Origin of the sequence: Streptomyces resistomycificus (assembly GCF_001514265.1) — a bacterium.
GTDB lineage: Bacteria > Actinomycetota > Actinomycetes > Streptomycetales > Streptomycetaceae > Streptomyces > Streptomyces resistomycificus.
The window spans coordinates 276,908-301,795 of record NZ_KQ948993.1 but is presented as its reverse complement, the minus strand read 5'-3'; the positions used below and the strand labels follow the sequence as shown (position 1 = coordinate 301,795).

The 24,888-nt window shown below is 70.9% G+C and carries 20 protein-coding genes; 12 read left to right on the top strand and 8 right to left on the bottom strand.

Annotation, left to right across the window (positions count from 1 at the left end):
- Positions 1-36 precede the first annotated feature (36 nt).
- Together lysX and AQJ84_RS22600 are read left to right on the top strand one after the other, a co-directional pair.
- Positions 37-3,315 carry a bifunctional lysylphosphatidylglycerol synthetase/lysine--tRNA ligase LysX gene (gene lysX / locus AQJ84_RS22605; RefSeq protein ID WP_053190336.1) on the top strand — a complete coding sequence of 1,093 codons (3,279 nt, stop codon included), beginning with the start codon at positions 37-39 and terminating at the stop codon, positions 3,313-3,315.
- A 122-nt stretch (positions 3,316-3,437) separates the two neighbouring features.
- On the top strand, positions 3,438-4,283 hold the full coding sequence (locus AQJ84_RS22600) for a polysaccharide deacetylase family protein (RefSeq protein WP_030041773.1): 846 nt from the start codon (positions 3,438-3,440) through the stop codon (positions 4,281-4,283).
- A 33-nt stretch (positions 4,284-4,316) separates the two neighbouring features.
- Here AQJ84_RS22600 and AQJ84_RS22595 read toward each other — a convergent pair whose 3' ends face one another.
- A complete protein-coding gene (locus tag AQJ84_RS22595; RefSeq protein ID WP_053190335.1) occupies positions 4,317-4,988 on the bottom strand; it encodes a class F sortase in 672 nt (223 codons plus the stop codon).
- A 332-nt stretch (positions 4,989-5,320) separates the two neighbouring features.
- Between AQJ84_RS22595 and AQJ84_RS22590 the strand changes: the two genes are divergently transcribed.
- Positions 5,321-5,818 carry a hypothetical protein gene (locus tag AQJ84_RS22590; RefSeq protein WP_053190334.1) on the top strand — a complete coding sequence of 166 codons (498 nt, stop codon included), beginning with the start codon at positions 5,321-5,323 and terminating at the stop codon, positions 5,816-5,818.
- A 301-nt stretch (positions 5,819-6,119) separates the two neighbouring features.
- Here AQJ84_RS22590 and AQJ84_RS22585 read toward each other — a convergent pair whose 3' ends face one another.
- Positions 6,120-6,884 carry a bestrophin-like domain gene (locus AQJ84_RS22585; protein ID WP_078632042.1) on the bottom strand — a complete coding sequence of 255 codons (765 nt, stop codon included), beginning with the start codon at positions 6,882-6,884 and terminating at the stop codon, positions 6,120-6,122.
- Positions 6,885-6,905: 21 nt separating this feature from the next.
- Complete coding sequence (locus AQJ84_RS44760; RefSeq protein WP_263972038.1) at positions 6,906-7,037, bottom strand: hypothetical protein; 132 nt, start codon at positions 7,035-7,037, stop codon at positions 6,906-6,908.
- A 677-nt stretch (positions 7,038-7,714) separates the two neighbouring features.
- Here AQJ84_RS44760 and AQJ84_RS22575 point away from each other — a divergent pair.
- The 4 genes from AQJ84_RS22575 (at position 7,715) to AQJ84_RS22560 (ending at position 12,359) form a co-directional block, all read left to right on the top strand.
- A complete protein-coding gene (locus AQJ84_RS22575) occupies positions 7,715-8,674 on the top strand; it encodes an SCO0930 family lipoprotein (RefSeq protein WP_030044685.1) in 960 nt (319 codons plus the stop codon).
- Positions 8,675-8,980: 306 nt separating this feature from the next.
- On the top strand, positions 8,981-9,793 hold the full coding sequence (locus AQJ84_RS22570; protein ID WP_030044684.1) for an SAM-dependent methyltransferase: 813 nt from the start codon (positions 8,981-8,983) through the stop codon (positions 9,791-9,793).
- A complete protein-coding gene (locus AQJ84_RS22565; protein WP_053191760.1) occupies positions 9,790-11,925 on the top strand; it encodes a putative bifunctional diguanylate cyclase/phosphodiesterase in 2,136 nt (711 codons plus the stop codon). The genes AQJ84_RS22570 and AQJ84_RS22565 overlap by 4 nt, the downstream gene beginning before the upstream one ends.
- Positions 11,926-12,029: 104 nt before the next feature.
- Positions 12,030-12,359: a nuclear transport factor 2 family protein gene (locus AQJ84_RS22560; RefSeq protein WP_051870251.1), complete on the top strand. Its 330-nt coding sequence runs from the start codon at positions 12,030-12,032 to the stop codon at positions 12,357-12,359.
- Between the two features lie 7 nt (positions 12,360-12,366).
- Here the strand turns inward: AQJ84_RS22560 and AQJ84_RS22555 are convergent, their stop codons facing one another.
- Positions 12,367-13,251 carry a LysR family transcriptional regulator gene (locus tag AQJ84_RS22555; RefSeq protein ID WP_030044680.1) on the bottom strand — a complete coding sequence of 295 codons (885 nt, stop codon included), beginning with the start codon at positions 13,249-13,251 and terminating at the stop codon, positions 12,367-12,369.
- Between the two features lie 120 nt (positions 13,252-13,371).
- Between AQJ84_RS22555 and AQJ84_RS22550 the strand changes: the two genes are divergently transcribed.
- The 5 genes from AQJ84_RS22550 (at position 13,372) to AQJ84_RS22530 (ending at position 18,687) form a co-directional block, all read left to right on the top strand.
- Positions 13,372-14,043, top strand: coding sequence for a succinate dehydrogenase (locus AQJ84_RS22550; RefSeq protein ID WP_030044679.1), 672 nt, complete (start codon positions 13,372-13,374; stop codon positions 14,041-14,043).
- Between the two features lies 1 nt (position 14,044).
- The gene (locus AQJ84_RS22545; RefSeq protein WP_030044678.1) at positions 14,045-15,994 is read left to right on the top strand and encodes a fumarate reductase/succinate dehydrogenase flavoprotein subunit; all 1,950 of its coding nucleotides are present in this window, start codon (positions 14,045-14,047) and stop codon (positions 15,992-15,994) included.
- Positions 15,991-16,740 (top strand): succinate dehydrogenase/fumarate reductase iron-sulfur subunit, encoded by a 750-nt coding sequence (locus tag AQJ84_RS22540; RefSeq protein WP_030044677.1) that lies wholly within the window; start codon positions 15,991-15,993, stop codon positions 16,738-16,740. Before AQJ84_RS22545 ends, AQJ84_RS22540 begins: the two co-directional genes overlap by 4 nt.
- Before the next feature lie 289 nt (positions 16,741-17,029).
- Positions 17,030-17,800: a GNAT family N-acetyltransferase gene (locus tag AQJ84_RS22535; RefSeq protein ID WP_030044676.1), complete on the top strand. Its 771-nt coding sequence runs from the start codon at positions 17,030-17,032 to the stop codon at positions 17,798-17,800.
- A complete protein-coding gene (locus tag AQJ84_RS22530; RefSeq protein WP_051870250.1) occupies positions 17,800-18,687 on the top strand; it encodes a lysophospholipid acyltransferase family protein in 888 nt (295 codons plus the stop codon). The genes AQJ84_RS22535 and AQJ84_RS22530 overlap by 1 nt, the downstream gene beginning before the upstream one ends.
- Positions 18,688-18,921: 234 nt before the next feature.
- Here the strand turns inward: AQJ84_RS22530 and AQJ84_RS22525 are convergent, their stop codons facing one another.
- From AQJ84_RS22525 to AQJ84_RS22505, 4 genes are all read right to left on the bottom strand, one after another.
- A complete protein-coding gene (locus AQJ84_RS22525) occupies positions 18,922-19,602 on the bottom strand; it encodes a hypothetical protein (RefSeq protein ID WP_053191761.1) in 681 nt (226 codons plus the stop codon).
- A gap of 132 nt (positions 19,603-19,734) precedes the next feature.
- On the bottom strand, positions 19,735-20,565 hold the full coding sequence (locus tag AQJ84_RS22520) for a hypothetical protein (RefSeq protein WP_051870249.1): 831 nt from the start codon (positions 20,563-20,565) through the stop codon (positions 19,735-19,737).
- Between the two features lie 830 nt (positions 20,566-21,395).
- Positions 21,396-23,774: an ATP-binding cassette domain-containing protein gene (locus AQJ84_RS22510; RefSeq protein ID WP_030044672.1), complete on the bottom strand. Its 2,379-nt coding sequence runs from the start codon at positions 23,772-23,774 to the stop codon at positions 21,396-21,398.
- A gap of 97 nt (positions 23,775-23,871) precedes the next feature.
- A complete protein-coding gene (locus tag AQJ84_RS22505; RefSeq protein ID WP_053191763.1) occupies positions 23,872-24,870 on the bottom strand; it encodes an LLM class flavin-dependent oxidoreductase in 999 nt (332 codons plus the stop codon).
- Positions 24,871-24,888: the final 18 nt, after the last annotated feature.

Sequence of the window (24,888 nt, the reverse complement as noted above, 5' to 3'; positions counted from 1 at the left end):
CGGGCGGCGCGGCCGGGCTGTTCCTACAGTCGGAACATGAGTGCCACCGTGGAGGCCACGCCGGCCAAGGACACCACGGGCCCGACACGGCCGCCCGGGACCGGATTCCTCGGCAGGGTGCCGGAGGCCTTCGCGGCCTTCTTCGGAGCCCTCGCCCTGCTCTGTGTGCTCCTCGCCCTCATCCCGCCCCTGCGCACCGCGCTGCGCCCGGTCGTCCGGTTCCTGGACCAGCTGCTCGTCCCCCTCAGCGCCAACCTCGCCTACGCCGTCTTCCTGTTCCTGCTGGCCGCCGCGACCGCCGCCCGTAAGAAGATCGCCTGGTGGCTGGTGGTCGTCTATCTCGGCCTGCTGGTCCTGGCCGACGCCCTCGGCATCGCCGTGGGCCTGTACGGTGACTCGATCCCGTCCCTCGTCGTGTGCGCCCTCGCGCTCGCCCTGCTGATCGTGGCCCGCCGGGAGTTCTACGCCGCCTCACGCCGGGCCGCCGTACGCCGGGCGCTGGTCGTCCTGTTCGCCGGGCTGGCGGTGGGGATCCTGGCCGGATGGGGGCTCGTCGAGCTCTTCCCGGGCACACTGCCGCGCGGCCGGCGCCTGGCGTGGGCCGCGGACCGGGTCTGCGGCGGCCTGGCGTCCAGCGGCTCCTACGACGGCCGCCCGCCCCGCCCCCTGTTCTTCCTGCTCGGCCTGTTCGGCGCGCTCGCCCTGCTGAACGCCGCCGCCACCCTGTTCCGCTCCCAGCGTCTCGAAGCGGCCCTGCACGGCGACGAGGAGGCCCGCATCCGCGCCCTGCTCGGCCGGTACGGCGACCAGGACTCCCTCGGCTACTTCGCCACCCGCCGCGACAAGGCCGTGGTCTTCTCGCCCAGCGGCAAGGCCGCCGTCACCTACCGCGTCGAGGCCGGAGTGTGCCTCGCCAGCGGCGACCCGGTGGGCGACCGGGAAGCCTGGCGGCACGCCATCGACGCCTGGCTGGACGTCGCCCGCCGGCACGCCTGGGCCCCCGCCGCGATGGGCGCCTCCGAGGACGGCGCCAAGGCCTTCGCCCGCGCCGGACTCGGCGCCCTCCAGCTCGGGGACGAGGCCGTCCTGCACGTGTCCGACTTCGATCTGAACGGCCGTGACATGCGAGTGACCCGGCAGGCCGTGCACCGGGTCCGCCGCACCGGCGCCACCTGCCGGGTCCGCCGGCACTCGGCCCTCACCGACGAGGAGATGGAGGAGGTGATCGACAAGGCCGACGCCTGGCGGGACACCGAGACCGAACGCGGCTTCTCCATGGCCCTCGACCGCCTCGGCGACCCCGCCGACGGCGACTGTCTCCTCGTGGAGGCCCTCGCCCCGGACGGCCACCTGCTCGCCCTGCTCTCCCTGGTGCCCTGGGGCCGGGACGGCATCTCCCTCGACCTGATGCGCCGTGACGGCGGCGCCCCCAACGGCGTCATGGAGTTCATGGTCGCCGAACTGTGCGCCGCGGCCCCCAAACTGGGCGTCCGCCGAATCTCCCTCAACTTCGCCGTCTTCCGCTCGGTCTTCGAGGAGGGCGCCCGCATCGGCGCCGGACCGGTGCTCAGACTCTGGCGGCGGCTGCTCCTCTTCTTCTCCAGGTGGTGGCAGCTGGAAGCCCTCTACCGCTCCAACGCCAAGTACCGCCCCGTCTGGTACCCGCGCTTCATCTGCTACGGCGAGACGGGTGCCCTAGCCCGCGTCGGCCTCGCCTCCGGCATCGCCGAAGGATTCGTCTCCGTACCGTCGTTGCGCAAACTCTGGGGAAAAGGGCACCCGAAGGGCGGGCACCGGCCGGCCACCACTCAAGGCCTGCCGTCGCTCTCGGCACTCGGCCTCGACGGAGGGGACGAGGCCGGGGCCGGCGAGCCGGATGCGGACCTGCCCGAACAGGTCCGCATCCGGCACCGCACCCTCGACCGGCTGCGCGCCGACGGCACCGACCCCTACCCGGTGGGCGTCACGGCCCGCACACACGCCCTCGCCGACGTCCGCCGGGGTGAGCCGGTCACCGTCGCGGGCCGGATCATGCTCGTGCGCGACTTCGGCGGCATCGTCTTCGTCACCCTGCGCGACTGGTCCGGTGACCACCAACTGGCCCTCACCCGCGAGGACTCCGGCCCCGCACTGGACCGCTTCACCGCCGACACCGACATCGGCGACCACATCACGGCGACCGGCACCGCGGGCACCAGCGACCGGGGCGAGCCCACGGTCTTCGTCACCTCCTGGCAGCTCCTCGCCAAATGCCTGCGCCCGCTGCCCGACAAACACCGCGGCCTGACCGACCCCGAGGCAAAGGTCCGGATGCGCTACCTCGACCTGGTCGCCGGCCTGGACGCCCGCGAGGTGGTGCGCGCCCGCTCCACCGCCGTACAGGCCCTGCGCCAGGGCCTGCTGGAGCGCGGCTACCTGGAGGTCGAGACGCCGATGCTCCAGCAGATCCACGGCGGCGCCAACGCCCGCCCCTTCACCACCCACATCAACGCCTACGACCTCGACCTCTACCTGCGTATCGCCCCCGAGCTGTACCTCAAGCGGCTGTGCGTCGGCGGCCTGGAGAAGGTCTTCGAAATGGGCCGTACCTTCCGCAACGAGGGCGTCTCCTACAAACACAACCCCGAGTTCACGATGCTGGAGGCCTACCAGGCGTACGCCGACTACGACGTGATGCTCGACCTGACCCGCGAGCTCATCCAGGGCGCCGCGAGCGCCGCCTTCGGCTCGCCCGTCGCCCGCAAGGACGGCGAGGAGTACGACATCTCCGGGCCGTGGCCGGTCAAGACGGTCTACGGGGCGATCTCCGAGGCCCTCGGGGAGACGGTCGACGCCGACACGGAACTGCCCGCGCTGCACCGGCTGTGCGATCGCGCGGACGTGCCGTACACCGACGACGACGGCCGCGGGGACGTCGTCCTGGAGATGTACGAGCGGCTGGTGGAGGAGCGGACCCAGCTGCCGACCTTCTACAAGGACTTCCCGACCGACGTCTCCCCGCTCACCCGCCAGCACCGCACCGACCCGCGGCTCGCCGAACGCTGGGACCTCGTCGCCTTCGGCACCGAACTGGGCACCGCCTACTCCGAGCTCACCGACCCCGTCGAACAGCGCCGCCGCCTCACCGCCCAGTCCCTGCTGGCCGCCGGGGGAGACCCCGAGGCGATGGAACTGGACGAGGACTTCCTCGACGCCCTCGAATACGCCATGCCACCCACCGGCGGTCTCGGCATCGGCGTCGACCGGCTGGTCATGTTCCTCACCGGCCGGACGATCCGGGAGACCCTGCCGTTCCCCCTGGTGCGCCGCCGCTGACCCACTCGCTGCGCCGGGCGGGTGGCGGCACGTCCCTCCGAGGTGGGCCGGCCGGGTGGATTCGTGCCGCCGCACCGGTGTTGTCGTGGTGCGTCGGGTCCGCCTTGGGCGACTCATGAGTCATGACGAAGGATCAGTTGCTCACACGGCTGCTCACCCGGCGCGGGGCGTTGCTCACCGGCGCTGCCGCCGTCGGGGCCGCCGGCGCCGCCGGTGTGCTGGCCGCGGTCACCGGCGAGCCGGTCCGGCGCGCCCTCCCCGCCGCCGGCCCCAAGGCCCGTCGCGCGCTCCAGCCCTCCGCCTACCGCCTCCAGCCCCTGACCGGCTACGGTCCGCCCCGTACCGCCCCCGGCCGGCCCCTCGTCCGGCGCGAGCCGTTCCTGCGGGTGTCCGGACGCGGCCGTTTCATGGTCCTGACCTTCGACGACGGTCCTGACCCCCGCTACACCCCGGACATCCTGGACACGCTGGCCGAGTACGACGTCCGCGCGATGTTCTTCGTGTGCGGGGAGATGGCGGCCGACCACCAGGACCTGCTGGCCCGCATGGCCGACGAGGGACACGTCGTGGGCAACCACACCTGGTCCCACCCGCTGCTGACCCGCCTGAGCCGCGCGCGGATCCGCTCCGAGATGGAACGCACCTGCGACGTCATCGAGCACGCGTACGGCGAGCGCCCCCTGTGGTTCCGCGCGCCCTACGGAGCCTGGAACCGGGCCGCTTTCCAGCTCGGCGCCGAACTCGGCATGGAGCCGCTGGCCTGGACCGTCGACACCCTCGACTGGACCACCCCGGGCACCCGCACCATCGTCGGACGGGTGGAGAACGGCGCCGCCCCCGGCGTCGTGGTGCTCTCGCACGACGCCGGGGGCGACCGCACCCAGAGTGTCCGGGCGCTGCGTGACTATCTGCCGCGACTGCTCGACTCCGGCTATCACATCACCGTCCCGCGACGGCAGTTCACCTGAGCGGATCGCACCGCCCGCCGGGACCGGGAACGCTCAGCGGACCTCGACCAGGCGGGCGAAAGCGACGACGTTCCCGTCGTAGCCGTTCTGCTGGGAGAATCCGCCCCCGCAGGTGATGACGCGCAATTCGGGACTGCCCTTGGAGGCGTAGACGCGGTCGCCGGGAAAGTTGTTCTTCTCGAAGACCTCGATGCCGTAGACCTCGAAGACCGCCGTCTTTCCGTCCTTGCGGACGATCTCGGCGAGACTTCCCTTCTTGAGGGCCCCGAGTCCGTAGAACACGGCGGGGCCCTGATTGTTGTCGACGTGCCCGACGACGACGGCGGTGCCCTTCTCGCCGGGGGTCACCGATCCGGTGAACCAGCCGGCCAGGTTCGGGTCCTCCGGCGGGGGCGCGCCGACCCAGCCGTCCGCGTCCAGGCCCACCGGGATGACCGGCGCGTCGACCTGGATCGTCGAGAGCCTCACCCGGTCGGGAAGGGAGTACGCCAGCGGCGGGGGCGCCTTGCCGAAGGTGCCGTCGGACAGGCGGGTACCGGCCGCGGCCGCCGACGCGGGCTGCGGGGGCCCGATGTCGAATTCCCCCGAGCCGTTGCGAATGAGCGCGAGGCCGGTCAGCAGAACAAGCGCTATTACGCCCCAAGGAGCGCGCTTCTTCCGCCGCTCCTCCTCTTCGGCCAGTTCGGCCAGTTCGGACGCAGACATTCGACTTCCCCTCTCGACGAGGCCGTCGCCCCGTCATTCGCGCATACGAGAACGCTAAGTGCCGGCAGGGAATCCGGCGACGGCACGGACGCGAACGGGTGGCCCGCGCCACCCGTGGTGCGCCATCCGAGTTGCAGCCCCCAGGAATTTTCTGACGGTCCGTGACCTGCGGTGATATCGGACTGTCGGGTTTTCGTTCGGCGTGTCGCCTCACCAGGACGGACCATCGCCGAAATGCGGGCGCGCGCAACGCGTCTGAGGGTCTTTCTGGGAGGCGCTTTCTCGCCGATCGACCGGGGACGGGTCCCGGGGTGTCTCCCGCGGAGGATCACATGCGTACTACTCGTGCCCTTGCGGCCGCAGGCGCCGCCGTCGCCGCCCTCGGGATCGCCGCACCCGCGGCCGTCGCCCGCGACGGCATGCCCACCAGCCCGAGCAACATCGTCGCCCTGCCCAGTGTCATCGCCCGCGGCGGGCAGCTGACCGTCACCGTCGACGGCTGCCCCTCCGGAGGCACCATGACCTCCGACGCGTTCCGCAGCACGGCGCTGACACCGATCAGCGGCGCCAACCAGACGTCGAGAGGCACCGCGACGGTCAACCACAACGCCCGCCCCGGTTCGCACAGCATCACGGTCAACTGCAACGGCCGTACCCTGACGAACCCGGCGGCGTTCACCGTCATCGGCGGTGTCCAGGGCGGTCTCGGCGGCAGCAGCTCCAGCGGGGCCACGCCGACCGACATGGCCATCGGCGGCGGGCTGGTCGCCGCAGCCGTCGTGGGCGGCGGAGTGTTCTGGATGCGCCGCCGCGCCGAGCGGCGGATCTGACCTCCGTCCCCTTCGGAAGGCCGGTCCGTAGCGGCGAGGTCAGGCGCCGTCCTCGCCGCTACGACGCCGGGAGAAGTGGTACGCCGCCCCGAGCGACCCCGCGATGAGCGCGGCCCCCAGGCCGATCAACCTGCGTGCGTCTGCGCGATCGCAGTCGCGCGAATGGGGCAAGCGTGTGGGCCGCTCGGGGAATCGTGTTCCGGCGACCGGGGGACGCCCGCGGTGTGGCGGGCGTCCCTCCGGCCGACCTTGTGGCGGGGGGCCTTTCCGCGGCCGTCCGGATGAGCCGCTTGGGCCGCCGTCAGCCCTTGATGTCCGGGAAAAGGCTCAGGAACGGGTCGGCCGACGCCGTCACGCCGCGGCTGTAGGGCGCGTCGAAGTCCCAGATCAGGAAGAGCAGGAAGGCGATCAGGGCGGAGAACAGCCCGGCGAGGATCAGCTCGCGCGGGGTGCGCCGGATCTGCAGCGCGAAGATCATCCCGATGGTGACGACCCCGCCGCCGATCAGCCCGAACCACACCACGCCCGGCATGGTGGGCGCGGCCGAGTCCGCGCGGGCGTTGCGTGCCTGGTCCGCGGCGGCCATCTGGTCGAGGACCGGCTGGTAGGCCTGGGCCTCGAAGTCGGTCTTCGGCTCGTAGTCGGTGACGTCGACGCGGACCTGCCCCAGCAGTTCGGCGCCCCGGTCGGTCACCTGGCCCGTGTCGGCCATCGCCTTCCACTCGGTGTTGACGACGTGTCCGACATAAGCGTTGACATCGCCCCGAATGCGGTCACGGACATCGGCCGGATAGACCCGGACACGCTCCGAGATCTCGTGCAGCGCCTGTGCTTCCGCCTGGACGTGGTCCTGTGCCGCGCTGCGCGCCTCCCAGACGCCGGCGATGGCCAGACCCAGGACGATGGCGTACACCACACCGATCCACATCGTCATGTACTCGATGACGTCCGGTGTCTCGCTGGGGTCCTCGTCCAGGGGTGCCGTGCGGTGCCTGACGAGGGTGATGAGGACCACCACGACACAGGCGGCCAGCATCGCGAGGGTGAGAACAAGCCATTCCGGCAAGGGATGCCTCCAGGGTCGGCACTAGCGGGGCCGCAGAGCGGCGACGGCGGCCACCGCGGGCGCGGTGATGAGCAGGACGTAGGTGACCGGCGACGTGGTGCCGTTCGACGGTCGTGGGCGGGTGGTGGTGGCCTGGTAGCGCGGATAGGTCACCGCAGAGGCGGAGGGGCGCGGGGTCGGCTCGGCGGACTTCGTCGGGGTGCGGGTCGGTGTGGGGGTGGGAGCCGAGGACGGCGGGGTCGGTCGCGGGCGGGGTGGCGCCGGCTGCGGTCGTGTTTGTGGCGGCGGTGTCGGCTCGGGTGTCGGGGTGGGCCGCGGCTTCGTCGGGGTCGGCGTCGGGGTGGGTTGTGGAGAAGAGGGCGGCGGGGTGGTCGGGGTGGGTGTCGGGGTGGGTGTCGGGCACGGCGGGGGCGGGGGCGGGGGCGGAGGTGGCGAGCACGGCGGGGGAGTCGGCCAGGTGAGGCTGCCGGCGACCGCGACCGCCTGGGTGCCGTCCGGCCCCGTCGAGGCGTAGGCGCAGGCGTCGGCCTCGGCCACGCCGGCCGGAGCGCCCACGAGCATCCAGGTCAGTGTCACCAGGGCAAACACCCGTATGGCCGGGGCGGATTGGGTCGGTTCGGGTCGATGCACGACCGAGATCATGAGGCTTAACGCGCCGCCGCGCGCTCGGGCACGGGGGGATTGGTCCGAAAGAGGGAACGGCGGCGACACGGGTTTCGGAAAGAAAAATGCGAGGCGGTTGAACACAACCGCTGCTCCCCTGCGTATCCATGGTCGTGCGGCGGCGCAGCAGGGCGTTGCAACACCTTGGAAATTATGAGGAGTTGACGATGAAGACCTCCTGGCGGAGCGCCTCACTCGTGGCGAGCGCTGCGGCGGTGCTGGCGCTGACGACGGCGTGTGGCCAGGAAGGCGGCACACCGTCGACAGGCAGCCAGAACGTCGGCGCGACGGCCGCTGCGGGCGACTACGGCGTCGGTGGCACCGGCATCGGTACCGGCACTGGCGCCGGAGCAGGCGCGGAGGCCAGTCCGAGCGCCGCGCCCCAGAACGGGACCGCGGGCGAGCTGAACGTCTCCACGAACGCGGAACTCGGCAATGTCCTGACCGACAGCGCGGGCCTGACCCTCTACCGGTTCGACCAGGACACGGCCGAACCGCCGAAGACCAACTGTGACGGCGACTGCGCCACCGCCTGGCCGCCGGTCCCCGCGGACGACGCCGAGGCCGGCGCCGGTGTCGACGAGGCACTGCTCGGCGAGGTCACCCGCGCCGACGGCAGCAAGCAGCTGACGATCGGCGGCTGGCCGGCGTACCGCTACGCGAAGGACACCAAGGCCGGCGACGTGACCGGTCAGGGTGTCGGCGGCAAGTGGTACGCGCTGGCCCCCAGCGGCAAGAAGGCGAAGCTCAGCGACCTTCCCGGGCTGTCCACCCGCAAGGACCCGACCCTCGGCGAGATCGTCGTCGACAAGAACGGCATGACGGTCTACCGCTTCATGAAGGACGAGGCGTGGCCCAAGCCGGTCTCCAACTGCAACGGTGCCTGCCTGGAGAAGTGGCCGGCCGTCGCGCCCGTCGCGACCAACGACACCAAGGACGTGCAGAAGAAGGGCCTGATGAGCTTCACCCGGTCCGACGGCGTCAAGCAGATGACGGTCAACTGCTCGCCCATCTACACGTTCGCCGGTGACAAGGAAGCCGGCGACACCAACGGTCAGGGAGTCGGCGGCACGTGGTACGCCGTGGCCCCCGACGGCAAGCCGGTCGGAGCGCCTGAGCAGGACTAGTCAGGAGTGCCCGATCAACCGGTCCGCCCCCTCCGCGCCGCACGGAGGGGGCGGACCGGTCTGTCGTCGTTCACCCCAACTCCCTACGATTCGTGGCTTGGTTCGCCTTCTGGCCGAAACGCTGCGGAGTGTCGCCGGTACTTTTCGTGGTGGAAGCGGCGGGGCATCAATGCGGCACGTGCCGCAGGCAGTGACCGGGAACGGACGGTCAATTTCCGTTTCTGCTCGCTCCATTGGCGGGCGATCAGTAGCCTCTGCTCGAACACCGGATCGCCTACGCCTGTCGCCTACGCCTTGGAGAGATAGATGGAGCGTCCCGCCTGGGCCCCACGAAGCATCGACATCTCGGTGCCGAGCGTTTCGCGTATCTACGACTACTACCTGGGCGGTTCGCACAACTTCGAGGTCGACCGGGAAGCGGGACGCAGGGCCATGGAGTTCATGCCGGGACTTCCCAAGGTCATGCAGGCGAACAGGGCGTTCATGCGCCGCGCGGTGCGTTTCGCGGTCGACGAGGGCGTCACGCAGTTCCTGGACATCGGCTCCGGCATCCCGACCACCAAGAACGTCCACGAGGTCGCCCAGGCGGCCCGGCCCGACGCCCGCGTGGTGTACGTCGACCACGACCCGGTGGCGGTGGCGCACAGCGAGGCGGTGCTCGCCGGGACCGAGGGCACGGGCGTGGTCGCGGCCGACCTCCGCAAGCCCCAGGAGATCCTGGCGAGCCCCGAAGTACAGCGGCTGATCGACCCGAACCGGCCAGTGGCGCTGCTTCTCGTTGCCATACTGCACTTCGTGGAAGACGCGGACGACCCGTACGGAGCGGTGGCCGAACTGCGCGAGGCGTTCGCGCCCGGCAGCCTGCTGCTGCTGACGCATGCCTCGTACGAGGGAATCCCGTTGCCGCCCGAGCGGGCGGAGGGCGCGGTGGACGTATACAAGGACATCCGCAACCCGCTGACCATGCGTTCGCGCGAGGAGATCGCGCGGTTCTTCGAGGGGTACGACATGGTGGAACCCGGACTGGTGCCGCCGCCGCACTGGCGGCCGGACACCGCACCGGAGGACGAGGATCCTTACGCGTTCTCCGGTTTCGCCGGCGTGGGACGCACGGCGTGAGCGCGGAACCGGACGGGACCGAGGACAGACTGCGGCGGTTCGCGACGATCTGGAGCCGGGCGGTGTTCCCGGTGACCTCGACGTCCGCGACCCGGCCGGAGTTCGAGGAACAACTGCTGCCGCTCGCGAGGCGGTTGAGTCAGGCGTTGAGGGCGAGGATCTTCGACGCGGACGAGGCGAAGGCGGTGGGCGCGGCTCTGGTGGCCGCGCACTGTACCGACCCGGACGCGCTGACCTGCACCCTGGACTGCGTCGACGCCTACCTGGTGCTGTACTGCGGACAGGACGGCGTCCAGGACGACCTGCGGGCGCGTGCCGCGCGCATCCAGCACGCCATGGCCGCCGGGTTCGCGCAGGCGCTGCGTGAGCGGACGCTGGCGGAGCAGGAGGCCATCGCCCAGGCGGCGTTGCAGGCGCAGGGCATCGTCGCGCAGGCCCTGCACGCGAGCGAGGCCCGCTTCCGCGCGGTCTTCGAGGGGGCCGCCATAGGCATCGGCATGGCCGACCTGGAGGGCAACATCCTTCAGGTCAACGGCGCGCTGCTGCGGATGTTCGGGCTCACCGACACGGCCATGCGCGGGCGCCGGGTCCCGGAGTGGACCCACCCCGACGACGCGCCCCAGGTCTGGAAGCTCTACGACGAGCTCGTCCGCGGCGAACGCGAGCACTACCACGTCGAGAAGGCGTTCTACCGCCCCGACGGAACGGTCCTGTGGACCAACCTGACGGTCTCCCTGCTGCGGGACGCCGACGGCAACCCGCAGTACCAGCTGGCCCTCATGGAGGACACCACCGAGCGCCGCCTGCTCAACCTGCGGCTGCGCTACGAGGCCACCCACGACGCGCTCACCGGCCTGCCCAACCGCACCTTCTTCTTCGAACGCCTGGAGAAGGCGCTGGGCGCCGGGGCCGGCCAGCGCTTCGGGCTGTGCTACCTCGACCTCGACGGTTTCAAGACCGTCAACGACAGCCTCGGGCACGCGGCCGGCGACCGGCTGCTCGTCGAGGTCGCCGACCGGCTGCAGTCCTGCGCGACCGCCCCCGGCGAGATGGTCGCCCGGCTCGGCGGCGACGAGTTCGTGGCGCTGACCACCGGACCCGACACCGAGCGCGAGGTCGACGACCTCGCCGCCCGCATCATGAACGCGATGGTCGCCCCCATCAGCGTCGACGGCCGTGAGCTGACCGTGCGCGGCAGCATCGGCATCGTCGAGGGACCGGCAGGGGAGCGCAGCCCGGCGGAGGTGCTGCGCAGCGCCGACATCACCATGTACCGGGCCAAGTCGGCCGGCGGCAACCGCTTCGAGCTGGCCGACCCGGAGGCCGACGCCCGCGCGATCACCCGGCACGGGCTGACCACGGCGCTGCCGACCGCCCTGGACCGGGGCGAGTTCTTCATCGAGTACCAGCCGCTGGTCCACCTCGGCGACGGCAGCGTGCGCGGTGCGGAGGCGCTGGTGCGCTGGCTGCATCCGCAGCACGGTGTCCTGGGACCCGACCGGTTCATCCCGCTGGCCGAGCACACCGGCCTCATCGTTCCGCTGGGCCGCTGGGTCCTGGAACAGTCGGTGCGCCAGGCCCGGGACTGGCGGGAGCGCTACGACCAGGCCGGACCGCTCCGCATCAACGTCAACCTCTCGCCCTGCCAGCTCACCCACCCCGGCCTGGTGCAGGACACCGTGGACATCCTGGAGCGGATGGGCGTCGAGCCCGACGCGCTCTGCCTGGAGGTCACCGAGTCGGCGCTGATCGGAGCCGACGACGACCTGCTGAAGCCGCTGCGGCGGCTCGCCGAGATGGGCGTCGACATCGCCCTGGACGACTTCGGCACCGGCTACTCGAACCTCGCCAACCTCCGCCGCCTCCCGGTGAGCATCCTCAAGCTCGACCGCTCCTTCACCCAGAGCATGCAGCAGTTCCCGGCCGACCCCGTCGACCTCAAGATCGTCGAGGGGATCGTCGCGCTCGCCCACAGCCTGAACCTCGCGGTGACGGTCGAGGGCGTGGAGACCGGCGCCCAGGCCGAGCAGCTGCGGATACTGGGCTGCGACACCGCGCAGGGCTGGTACTACGCCCGCCCGGGCCCGCCGGAGAGGCTGCACGAGCTGGCGCTGGTGGACGCGACCGGGTGAGGCCGTAACCCGGTTGCGGGGACACCGGGGGTGCACGCGATCATGTGCGGGTGAACCAGGACTCAGCCGACGTGAACGAGGCGATCGCCGCCGAGTTGCGTCTCATGGACCCCGCGATCCGTGCCTCCGCCGAGGGCGCCCGGCTGCTCGACCCCGAGTTCGTGGAGGTCGGCGCCTCGGGCCGGCGCTACACGTACGAGGAGACGGTCGCCGAGCTGCCCGACAAGCCCGGCAGCTCGGCGGACGGCCCGCGCTACGAGCCGTCGGCGATCACGGGCGTCCTGCTGGCCCCCGGCCTGGTGCACCTCACGTTCGAGACGGTCTTCGACGGCCGGCGCGCCCGCCGCAGCTCCCTGTGGCGCAAGCGCGACGAACGGACGGGCTGGCGGATGTACTACCACCAGGGCACCCCGGTGCCGCCCGAGGTCGCCTGAGCACCGCTCACCGCTCCAGCAGCATCCGCTGAAGCTCCCTGGCGGCCCGCGGCGGCGCCACGTCGCTGCGGTGCGCCAGCGCGATCGTGCGGTGCAGACCGGGCCGGGCCAGGGGGGTGACCCGGAGCCCGCGCCCGGACCGGGCCGCCACCATGCGCGGCACGACGGCCAGGCCGAGACCCGCGCGCACGAAGCCCAGCACGGCGTCCATCTCGCCGCCCTCCACCGCGAGGTCCGGCTCGAAGCCCTCGGCGCGGCACGCGGCCACGGTCAGCTCCCGCAGGTCGTAGCCGTGCCGGAACATCACCAGGCGCTCGCCCTCCAGGTCGGCGACGCGTACGCCGCGTCGGCTGCGGCCCGGCCTCGGGGCGTCCGGTGACGACACCACGACGAGATCCTCACGCAGCAGCTCCACCGTGGTCAGCGCGGGGGACGGCGTCGGCAGGGGGAGGACGACCAGGGCCAGGTCGAGGGCGCCGCGGGCGAGTTCCCGTACGAGATCGTGGGAGCCGCCCTCCTCGATCAGCAGCCGGATGCCCGGATAGCGGTCGTGGAAGGCACGCAGCACGTCCGGCAGCAGCCCCGTGCACAGACTCGGGGTCGCGCCCAGCCGGATCCGGCCGCTGCGCAGCTGCACCAGCTCCAGCACCTCGTGCCGGGCGGTGTCCGCGTCGGCGAGGATCCGCCGGGCCAGCGGCAGCAGCGCCTCGCCCGCGTCGGTGAGCGTGATGTTGCCCCGCGCCCGCAGGAACAGATCCGCGCCCAACTCCCGCTCCAGCGCCTTGATCTGCTGCGACAGGGACGGCTGGGCGACATGGACCAGCTCCGCGGCCCGGGTGAAGTGCCGGGTCTCGGCGACGGCCACGAAGTACTGGAGCTGCTGGAACTGCATGGCCACACGATAGCCGCAGCCTATGGATTCAAGCCGGACCATGTCTTGGACCGATCGGGCAGCGCGCCCGTAACGTCCTGTGACATGGCTCTGGCAACGCGGACGGACCGACGGCCGTCGATGGCGCGAACCGTGTGGGACTCCTCCGTCGGCAAGAAGACCGTGATGGCCGTCAGCGGCCTGATCATGCTGCTCTACCTGGTCGTGCACATGATCGGCAACCTGAAGATCTTCTTCGGGGCGGGCGAGTTCAACCACTACGCGCACTGGCTGCGCACCGTCGGCGAGCCGTTCATGCACTACGAGTGGACGCTCTGGCTCGTCCGGATCGTGCTGGTTCTCGCCGTGGTCGCGCACGCCACCTCCGCCTACCAGCTCAGCCGCCGCGACATCAAGGCGCGGCCCGACAAGTACGTGCACAAGAAGCCGCGGGCGAGCTACGCGACGCGCACCATGCGCTGGGGCGGGATCATCCTGGCCCTGTTCATCGTCTGGCACATCCTCGACCTGACGACCGGCACCGTGCACTCCGGCGGCTTCCAGGAGGGGCACCCGTACCAGAACGTCGTGGACACCTTCTCCACGTGGTACGGCAACGTCATCTACGTCGTCGCGATGCTCGCGCTCGGGCTGCACGTCCGGCACGGCTTCTGGAGCGCCGCCCAGACCCTCGGCGTCGGCAGCCGCGCCCGCGACCGCGCCCTGAAGACCGTCGCCAACGTCCTAGCGCTGCTGCTCACGGCCGGTTTCATCGCCGTACCCGTGGGCGTCATGACCGGAGTGGTGAGCTGACATGAGTACCTACGCCAACTACCCGACCGGCGAGCCGGTCGTCGACACCAAGGCCCCCGAGGGCCCGGTCGGCGAGCGCTGGGACAAGCGCCGCTTCGAGGCCAAGCTGGTCAACCCGGCCAACCGGCGCAAGCACACGGTGATCGTGGTGGGCACGGGCCTCGCCGGCGGCTCGGCGGGTGCCACACTCGCCGAACAGGGCTACCACGTCGTCCAGTTCTGCTACCAGGACTCCCCGCGCCGAGCCCACTCCATCGCCGCGCAGGGCGGCATCAACGCGGCGAAGAACTACCGCAACGACGGCGACTCGGTCCACCGCCTGTTCTACGACACCGTCAAGGGCGGCGACTTCAGGGCGCGCGAGTCCAACGTGCACCGGCTCGCGCAGATCTCCGTCGAGATCATCGACCAGTGCGTGGCGCAGGGCGTGCCCTTCGCGCGGGAGTACGGCGGCCTGCTCGACACCCGTTCCTTCGGCGGCGTCCAGGTCTCCCGGACCTTCTACGCCCGCGGCCAGACGGGCCAGCAACTGCTGCTGGGCGCGTACCAGGCGCTGTCCCGGCAGATCGCGGCCGGGAACGTCGAGATGCACCCGCGTACCGAGATGCTCGACCTGATCGTCGTCGACGGCAAGGCGCGCGGGATTGTGGCCCGGGATCTCGTCACCGGCCGCGTCGACACGTACTTCGCGGACGCCGTCGTCCTGGCGAGCGGCGGGTACGGCAACGTCTTCTACCTGTCGACGAACGCCATGAACTCCAACGCCACCGCCATCTGGCGGGCGCACCGGCGCGGCGCCTACTTCGCCAACCCGTGCTTCACGCAGATCCACCCCACCTGCATTCCGCGCACCGGTGACCACCAGTCCAAGCTGACGCTGATGAGCGAGTCGCTGCGCAACGACGGCCGGATCTGGGTACCGAAGGCCAAGGGCGACGACCGTCCGGCGAACCGGATCCCCGAGGACGAGCGCGACTACTACCTGGAGCGCATCTACCCGTCCTTCGGCAACCTCGTGCCCCGTGACATCGCCTCCCGCGCGGCCAAGAACGTCTGCGACGAGGGGCGGGGCGTCGGGCCCGGCGGACAGGGCGTCTACCTCGACTTCGCCGACGCCATCGAGCGGATGGGGCGCAAGGCGGTCGAGGCCAAGTACGGCAACCTCTTCGACATGTACCAGCGGATCACGGACGAGGATCCGTACCAGGTGCCCATGCGGATCTACCCCGCCGTGCACTACACGATGGGCGGCCTGTGGGTCGACTACGACCTCCAGACCACCGTCCCGGGCCTGTTCGCGATCGGGGAGGCCAACTTCTCCGACCACGGCGCGAACCGGCTCGGCGCCTCCGCCCTCATGCAGGGCCTCGCCGACGGCTACTTCGTGCTGCCGGCCACCATCAACGACTACCTCGCGCGCCACCCCCACCACGACGAGATCGACGCCGAACACCCCGTCGTGCAGGAGGTGTTGGCGGAGACCGGGGACCGGCTGAACCTGCTCCTCGCCGTCGACGGCGACCGCACACCCGACTCCTTCCACCGCGAGGTCGGCGAACTCATGTGGGAGTTCTGCGGGATGGCCCGCACCGACAGCGGACTGCGCAAGGCCCTGGAGCGCATCCCCCAGATCCGCGAGGAGTTCTGGCGCCGCATCAAGGTGCCGGGCACCGGCGAGGAGTTCAACCAGTCCCTGGAGAAGGCCAACCGGGTCGTCGACTACCTCGAGCTCGCCGAACTCATGTGCCTCGACGCGCTGCACCGCGCCGAGTCCTGCGGCGGCCACTTCCGCGAGGAGTCCCAGACGCCCGACGGCGAGGCCGCCCGCAGGGACGACGAGTTCGGTTACGCCGCCGCCTGGGAGTTCACCGGTACCGGTGACGCCCCTGTCCTGCACAAGGAAGACCTGGTCTTCGAGTACGTCCACCCCACCCAGCGGAGCTACGCATGAAGCTCACCCTGCGCGTCTGGCGACAGAAGAACGCCGACGCCGAAGGCGCCATGTCCACGTACCAGGTGGACAGGATCTCCTCCGACATGTCGTTCCTGGAGATGCTCGACACCCTCAACGAGGAACTCATCCTCAACGGCGAGGACCCGGTCGCCTTCGACCACGACTGCCGGGAGGGCATCTGCGGGGCGTGTTCGCTCGTCATCAACGGTGACGCGCACGGGCCCGAGCGGACCACGACCTGCCAGCTGCACATGCGGTCCTTCGAGGACGGCGACACCATCGACATCGAGCCGTGGCGGGCGTCCGCGTTCCCGGTGATCAAGGACCTGGTGGTGGACCGGTCGGCCTTCGACCGCATCATCCAGGCCGGCGGCTACGTGACCGCGCCGACCGGTGCCGCACCGGAGGCGCACGCGACACCGGTGCCGAAGCCGGACGCCGACTTCGCGTTCGAGCACGCGGAGTGCATCGGGTGCGGGGCGTGCGTGGCGGCCTGCCCCAACGGGGCGGCGATGCTGTTCACCTCGGCGAAGGTCAACCATCTCAACGTGCTGCCGCAGGGGGCGCCCGAGCGGGAGACACGGGTGCTGGACATGGTGGGGCAGATGGACGCGGAGGGATTCGGCGGCTGCACGCTGGCCGGGGAGTGCGCGACCGCCTGCCCGAAGGGGATTCCGCTGGTGTCCATCACCGGGATGAACAAGGAGTGGCTGCGGGCCACGCGGAAGGCGGGGAAGCGGTAGCACCCCGGGGGCGGTGCCTTGAGGGGCGGTGCCTTGAGGGGCGGTGCCTCGAGCGGCGCCGCCCCGGGGTACCGGGGCCGACCGACAAGTGAACGTTCGCCGACAGGTGCGGACGGGCGGGACCGGGTGTGGTGCTCATGCCCGGTCCCGTCTCGCTGTCAGGGGCTTCTGGCATTCAACAACCCCACATCCGCTCTCCTGGCGCTGGTCACGTACACGCCAACCGCCGTCGGCACAACTGGAACCACGGCACCGCTCGCCGCCTCCGGCCCGTGACCAGGAGTAAGCCATGACCGGCGTTTCCACGCTCGACCGTCCCCCGCAGTCGACCGCCCCCACCCGCTACACCGTCGCCCTGGCCGGCGACGAGGCCGACGTACGGGCCGCGCAGCGGCTGCGGCACGACGTCTTCGCCGGGGAGATGGGCGCCCTGCTGACCGGCCCGCAGCCCGGACTCGACGTCGACGCCTTCGACGCGTACTGCGACCACCTGCTCGTGCGCGACACCACCACCGGCCAGGTCGTCGGGACGTACCGGCTGCTGCCGCCGGAGCGCGCCGCGGTCGCCGGACGCCTGTACTCGGAGGGCGAGTTCGACCTCACGCCGCTCGACCCGATCCGCCCGGGCCTCGTCGAGGTCGGCCGCTCCTGCGTCCACCCCGACCACCGGGACGGCGCGGTCATCGGACTCATCTGGGCCGGCATCGCCCGCTACATGGTGGACCGCGGCCACGAGTGGCTCGCCGGCTGCTGCTCGATCCCGCTGTCCGACGGCGGAATGGCCGCGGCCGGTGCCTGGGACCGGGTGCGGGAGAGGCATCTGGCGCCGGAGGAGTTCCGGGTACGGCCGCTGCTGCCGTGGGTGCCGAACGACGTGACCGTCCCCCCGCGCACCGAACTCCCCGCGCTGCTGCGCGGCTACCTGCGGCTCGGCGCCTGGGTGTGCGCGGAGCCCGCCCACGACCCCAACTTCGGTGTCGCCGACCTGTACGTGCTGCTGTCGATGCGCCGGGTCAACCCGCGCTACCTGCGGCACTTCCTCTCCCTCGTGCCCGCCTGATGAGCGTCTGGCTGCCCTGCGCGCCCTGCACTCCGCGAGCGTGCGTGGAGCCGGCCGGGCCGGTGGTCGCCGCGCCGCTCGCCGTGCTGCGACTGGCGGCGGTCACGGTCCTGGTGGGGGCCGGCGTCCTGCTGTCGCCGCTCGCCGGGCTCGTCCCCGCCGTCGTGGTGCGCCGGTGGTGTCGGGCGGTCGTGCGGGCGGCGGGAGTGCGGGTGAGGATCACCGGCTCCGCAACGCCCACCGGCGGGCTCCTCCTGGTCGCCAACCACATCTCGTGGCTGGACATCCCGCTCCTGGGTGCCGTGCGTCCGGCCAGGATGCTCGCCAAGGCCGAGATCCGGCGGTGGCCCGTGGCGGGGCCGCTGGCCGCCCGGGCCGCCCTGTTCATCGAACGGGACCGGCTGCGCGCCCTCCCGGCCACGGTCGCCCGCGTCGCCGAGGCACTGCGCGGCGGCCTGGCCGTCGTCGCCTTCCCCGAGGGGAGCACCTGGTGCGGACGCGCCCAGGGCCCCTTCCGCCGGGCGGTCTTCCAGGCCGCGCTCGACGCGGGCGTCCCCGTCCAGCCGGTCCGCGTCCACTACCGCACGATCCGGGGCACGGCCAGCACGGCACCCGCCTTCGTCGGCGAGGACACCCTCCTCGCCTCGCTGTGGCGGGTGGCCTCGGCACGCGACCTGGTGGCCGAGGTCGAGGTACGGCCCGCCCTCGCCCCCGGCGCCCACCCCGACCGACGCGCACTCGCCCGGGCGGCGCAGCGGCACACGCTGCCGGAGTCGACGCGATCGCATGGGGCCCCTTCTCCAGGGCCGGTCGCCTGCGGGGAGACCGTCGAGGAGCTCGGTCGCCCGCTCGCGCGCGTGGCCGATCGGGTCGGGGAAGAGGCGTAGTCCCTGGGCGACCGGCGCGCCCTCATGGAGCAGCATGAGGGCGTGGGTCCGGGGCGACGGTTCGATGGATCCCTCCGTCCAGCGCGCGATCGGCTGGCTCAACAGCTGGGACTACGCCGTCGCGTTCGTCAGCCGCCGAACCACCGTCAATCCCGACAACTCCGGTAAGTGGCAGGAGAGTCACAGCCCCTTCGACCCGTCGGCGGCTGCGGATCCTCGCTTGGTTTCACCTCTTTACTCGGTTGTGCGGATGGTGGCGACGCCCTCGTCATCGATTGCGCAGCTCTCGGCGCCGGCTTTGCGCTCGATCAGCACGAACCGCGCCTCACGAACTGAAATTTCGTCGCTCTGGTCACCTGCTATGCAGAACTCCGCCCGGAGAGGAACGGTCCCGTAGTACTGCCCGTTGTCGTTCGGGCAGTCGAAAAGGTTGGGGTCGGGCGCAGAGCAGTTGCGGCCGGGAGGCGGTCTGCGCCTCACGGGGTGTGTGAACCCGGCGCAATGCATCATCTCGTGAATGAGCGTCTGAGATATCTCCTCATTTCCCTGTGGGAACAGGACACTGAAGTTCACATTGAGAGTCGAACCCCCGACAGTCGCGCTGGCATTCGCATTCGGGTCGTTGAGGATCGTGTGGTGAATCGCACGTCCGTACACCGTCTGGAGCGACTGCTTTTCCGTCGCCGACAGAATGCTGGTCGAAATGCCGCGAGACAATGCAATCCAGTGTCGAGCGATCAACGTATTTCTGTTTTCGCTTGATATGTTGTCGTCGAAGGTGAAGCTGGACAACGCCGCGCGCGCTTGATCGTGAGCACCGATCAGGGCCACCAGGCTGGAGACGTCATACCGCTGAACCAAAGTGGCCAGGCTCATATCGCCCTGCAGGCCTTCGTCCTGGGCGAGCTGCCTCATGCTTCTCATGTGCCGCCTACCTTTACGGTTGAATGTGCATTCGAGGTCTTGCGTGTCCGCACAGCTCTACGTCTCCTTTTGTGAAATGACGGAGGGCGGCGGTGACGTGTCCCAGGTCATCAGACGGTCGGATCAGGCAAGACCGACGAGCACGAGAACCAGGCCTGCACCCGTTGCGAGGGGCGTCAGTGCTTTGCCGAGTACGGCTCCGAAAGCCGCCTCGCGGTCGACGGCGGTCATCGCGTGTCCTGGCGTGGAGGAAGTGGTCAGCAGATCGCCGACTCGGATGGCCCGATCGAACGCGTTCGCCTGACACCACACCTTGCCCATGACAGCGACTTCTCGCTGCCCGGCGCCTCCGCCGGCTTCGGTCGGCTCGTCATGACGGTCGAGAATGAGGGCCGGCACACGGTCGCCCGCGCCTGAGACCACACCGGCCACGCACGAGTCGTACGGCTGGGTGCATGGCGCCAGCGCGCCCTCGTCATCGAGGACGACGACCGTTCCCGGACCGACCTCGTCAACGCTGCGGAGGGCCGTGGCGACATCGAACTGCTCGGCCACATCGCCCCCCGTCAGGATCAGGTCGCCAGTAACCGCTACGTCACCTACGAATACCCCTGCTTTTCCTCCCGGCATTCCCTCGGCGAACACACCGTTGTGGCCCCTTCCGAACAGGCCGTTGCCGCCGTTGTCGTTCACGCCGGCCACGCCGGCCTTGGCGGAGATTTTTCCTATCCCCAGGACTCCGTCTCCCGTCTGGCTCACCCCGACGACGCCACTGCCGCCTCCGCCCGTTCCGTCTCCGAACACACCGTTGTGGCCCCTCCCGAACAGGCCGTTGCCGCCGTTGTCGTTCACGCCGGCCACGCCGGCCTTGGCGGAGATCTGCCCTATCCCCAGGACTCCGTCCTCCGTCTCGCTTACTCCGATGACGCCATTCCCTGCCTTGCCGTGGCCCACGACTCCACTGTGACCCCTGCCGAATACACCGTTACCTCCGTTGTCGTTTGCGCCGGCCACGCCTGCCTTTCCGGTAACCTTCCCGAAACCGAGTACTCCGTCCTCCGTCTCGCTCACTCCGAGCACTCCTGCTTCGTTCTGTCCTTCTCCATGTACCTGAGTCATCGCTAATTCCTTTGACTGGAGTTCCTAGGCCGCTGATCATGCAGTGATGAACGCGACACCCTAGGAGAATCGAAAAGCAGATGGCCGACCTTGCAGAGCAAGGGTATTTAAGGCGTACTGGAAACAGGCAGTCTTGTTACGGCTGGCCCTCGACCGGCCTGAGCGGCCGCTGACGGTTTTTGAATCACGGGAATAACCAGCCTCTGCATGCGCCCCCCGGGGATCCCGGGGCCGCCCGGCCGGGGTGTCCTCCGGCCGAAATCCAGAGGTTGCCAAGCCTGCTCTTTGATGGTCCTACCGTCTAATACGTGGTGCAACTGGGCAGACGGGTACGGCAGTCAACTGCGGTTTGAGTGAGTCAGTTCGCCAACCTCAGGGTGAGACAGCCGAGCATGGCGTACCGCTTCTGGCGGCTCGCCGAGCGCATCGAGCCGTGCGGTCGGTGTGCCTGCTCGGCCGGCCGGCCGGTCCTGCGGGCGGATCAGCGCAGACCGGCGAAGAGGCCGTTCTCGGGGCGTGGCCGCTCGGGCCTTCCAGGTGTCGGCGTTCGACGCGAACGAGGTAGGCGCGGCCTGCGTTTCACAGCGCCACGTCGGATCCGACGTCCCTCCGGCACCAACAGTGAGGACGCCCCACCGCACCCGCTCCCTCGGCCTCCCGGCGCCCTATCGAAGCACCCGACCCAAGTAGGCCGCCGTGACGCTGCCCTCCGCCCGTGCCACCTCCCTGGGTGCCCCCGCCGCCACGATCCGTCCGCCCTCGTCGCCCCCGCCCGGACCCAGGTCGATCACCCAGTCCGCGCCGGCGACGACCGCCATGTCGTGCTCGACGACGACGACGGTCTGGCCGGCGTCGACGAGGCCGTGCAGTTGACGCAGCAGGACCTCGACGTCGGCCGGGTGCAGGCCGGTTGTCGGCTCGTCCAGGAGGTAGAGGGTGTGTCCGCGGTGTCCCCGCTGCAACTCGCTCGCCAGCTTGATGCGTTGGGCCTCGCCACCGGACAGCTCGGTCGCGGGCTGCCCCAGACGCAGGTAGCCGAGGCCGACGTCGAACAGTGTCGTGAGGCTGCGAGCGACCGCCGGTGTGTCCGCGAAGAACTCCGCCGCCGCCTCCACGGTCAGGTCCAGCACCTGGGCGATGTTCCGGCCCCGGTAGGTGACTTCGAGCGTCTCGGGGTTGTACCGCGCCCCACCGCAGTCCGGGCACGGCGTGTAGGTGCTCGGCAGGAACAGCAGCTCGACGGTCACGTACCCCTCGCCCTGGCAGGTCCCGCAGCGCCCCTCGGCGACGTTGAAGGAGAAGCGGCCGACGCCGTAACCGCGGGAGCGGGCCTCGTCGGTGGCGGCGAACACCTTTCTCACCACGTCGAATAGACCCGTGTACGTCGCCAGGTTGGAGCGCGGAGTGCGGCCGATGGGCTTCTGGTCGACCGAGACCAGCCGGTCCACGCCCTCGAGGTCCTCGGTGATCTCCCCGATGAGCGTGGACTTGCCCGATCCCGAGACGCCCGTGACCGCGGTGAACACGCCGAGAGGGAACTCGGTGGTCACCGCGCGCAGGTTGTGCCGGGTGACCGGACCGACCTTCAGCCGGCCGCGCGGCGGACGGACTTCGCGTACCGGAGCCGGGGAGCGGTCGAAGAGGAAGCGGGCCGTCGCCGAGTCGGTGACGTCGGCCAGCCCGGCCACCGGACCGCTGTGCAGCACCCGCCCGCCGTGTTCGCCCGCCCCGGGCCCCACGTCCACCAGCCAGTCCGCGCCGCGCATGACGTCGAGGTGGTGCTCCACCACGAACACCGAGTTCCCGGCCGCCTTCAGCCGCGCCAGCACCGTCAGCAGCGCCTCCGTGTCCGCCGGGTGCAGTCCGGCGGACGGCTCGTCGAGCACGTACACCACCCCGAACAGTCCGGACCGCAGCTGTGTCGCGAGGCGCAGTCGCTGAAGCTCACCCGCCGACAGGGTGGGGGTCGCGCGGTCCAGGCCGAGATAGCCGAGGCCGAGTTCGACGACCGGCGCGATGCGGGACTTGAGGTCGGCGGTGAGGACGCGGGCGGCCTGCGACGTGCCGGCGTCGAGGAGCGTGGCCAGCTCCACCAGCGGGAGGGCCGCCAGCTCGGCGATCGTACGGCCCGCGAAGGTCACCGCCAGCGCCTCGGGACGCAGCCTGCTGCCGTCACAGGCAGGGCAGGGCGTGCTGATGAGGAAGCGCTCCGCCCTCGCCCGCAGCGCCGGGCTCTTGGAGTCCGCGAACGTCTTCATGACGTACCGCCGGGCGCTCATGTACGTGCCCTGGTAGGGGCGTTGGATGCGGTCCGCGTCCCGGACCGGGTGCACGGTGACGACCGGCTGCTCGTCCGTGAACAGGATCCACTCGCGCTGTCCGGCGGGCAGTTCGCGCCACGGCCGGTCCACGTCGTGACCCAGCGCGTCCAGGATGTCCCGCAGGTTCTTGCCCTGCCAGGCCCCCGGCCACGCGGCGATCGCGCCCTCGCGGATCGACAGTGACGGGTCAGGGACCAGCGACTCCTCGGTCGTACGGTGGACCCGCCCCAGGCCGTGGCACTCCGGGCAGGCACCCACCGCGGTGTTGGGGGAGAAGGAGTCGGAGTCGAGCCGCGGAGCGCCCGGCGGATACTCGCCGGCGCGGGAGAAGAGCATCCGCAGGGAGTTGGAGAGGTTGGTGACCGTGCCGACCGAGGAACGGGACGTCGGCGCCGAGCGGCGCTGCTCCAGTGACACCGCGGGCGGCAGCCCGGTGATCTCACCGACCTTGGGCGCCCCGACCTGGTGGATCAGCCGGCGCGCGTACGGCGCGACCGACTCGAAGTAGCGCCGCTGCGCCTCGGCGTAGATCGTGCCGAACGCCAGCGACGACTTCCCCGAACCGGACACCCCGGTGAACACGGTCAGCACGTCCCGGGGAACGTCGACATCCACGGCTCTGAGGTTGTGCTCGCGCGCACCGCGGACGCGGACGTACGGGTCGTGAGGGCCGGGGGCGTGGTGCGGGTCCGGGGAGACCTGAGGGTCGTTCGGGTCGGGCATGGGGGAACTCCGTACGAGGTCTTCTGGCCGAACCTGGCCGAGCCGGGGACAAACCACACAATTCTACGTGATCGGTGCCGGTGGCAGTCTCCAGAGGCTACCCGGCGGTGATCCTCGCGAGCCGCCGGTAGGAGTCCCGGAGGGCCTCGCGGTCGTACGTGCTGGTGGTGACCAGGACCTCCTGCGCCCCCGTCTCCTTGAGCAGGGACTCCAGCTCGTGGGCGACCTGCTCCTCGGTGCCCGCGAGCTGGCCGACGAGCCCGGCCTCGTAGAAGCCGCGCTCCCTGCCGCTCATCGTCAGCGCCTCCACCCGCTCGGCGGGCGGCAGCGGAGGGAAGGTGCCGTGGGTGCGCGAGTGCGCCATCGACCAGGCCTCGGGGATCAGCAGCCGCCGTGCCTCCTCGGGGGTGGCGGCCACGGCGACGGTGCCCGAGACGACGACGTACGGCTCCCGCGCCCAGGGCGAGGGCCGGAAGTGCGCCCGGTAGTGGTCGATACCGCGCCGCATCTTCTCGCGGCCGCGCAGATCACCGATGACCATCGGCAGGCCGGCGCGCGCCGCGATCGTCGCGCCCTCGCCCATGGCCAGCACGAACGGCGGCACGGTCAGCCCCTCCGCGGGGCGCGCGTGCACACCCGTCGGGGAGGTGCCTCGGAACCAGCCGAGCAGTTCGTCCAGCTGCGCCGCGAAGTCCCCGGCGTCGCCCTTGTCGCGCCCGAGCGCCCGGCGCACCCCGTCGGTGAAGCCCACCGAACGCCCGAGGCCCATGTCGATCCGCCCGGGGAAGAGCGACTCCAGCACCCCGAACTGCTCGGCCACGACCAGCGGCCGGTGGTTGGGCAGCATCACTCCGCCGGTGCCGACCCGGATCGTCCGCGTCGCGGCCGCCACGGCGGCGGCCAGCACGGTCGGCGCCGAACCGGCGACGCCGGGCACCCCGTGGTGCTCCGAGACCCAGAACCGGTGGTATCCGAGCTCCTCCAGCTCCTGCGCCAGCCGTACGGTGTCGCGCAGCGCCTCGGCGTCCGGGCGGCCCTCGCGGGTGCGGGAACGGTCGAGGACGGAGAAGCGGGTGCCGGCGATCGAAGAACTCACAGGTGGTTCAACGCGTGA